Below are 411 nucleotides of genomic sequence, written 5' to 3'. Positions count from 1 at the left end.
TTGGATCTTATCATCTCGGCGGTTTTATCCGGTTGTGAAGGCTGGAAAGATATCGAAGTATTTGGGCACAGTAAACTGCCGTGGCTCCGGCAGTTTAGAGCATTTAAACACGGTATTCCAACGCGACATAGCATTGCACGAATTCTTAAGACAGTAGAGACTGATTCGTTGGTTTTAGCCTTGTTCAGTTGGGTCAACGAACAGCGCTCTCAGTCTGGTAGGCCAATCATTGCGTTTGATGGTAAAACTCTGCGCGGTGCCAGTAAAAAGCGTGAGGATAACTTACACTTGGTGTCTGCTTTTGATTGCGAGTCTGGTTTAACTTTGTATCAGCGAACGGTAGAAAATAAGTCCAATGAGATACCGGCAGTTAGGGCCGTATTGGATGTGGTCGATATTTCATATTCAATG

1 protein-coding gene is annotated in these 411 nt (G+C 44.8%); it reads left to right on the top strand.

Annotation, left to right across the window (positions count from 1 at the left end; all coding sequences use genetic code 11):
* On the top strand, positions 1–411 hold a 411-nt coding region (locus CWC03_RS22770), incomplete at both ends, for an ISAs1 family transposase (protein WP_171040323.1).

The sequence above is a fragment of the Pseudoalteromonas sp. S2755 genome (genome assembly GCF_005886535.1).
GTDB lineage: Bacteria > Pseudomonadota > Gammaproteobacteria > Enterobacterales > Alteromonadaceae > Pseudoalteromonas.
This window is presented reverse-complemented; position numbering and strand designations above follow the sequence as displayed.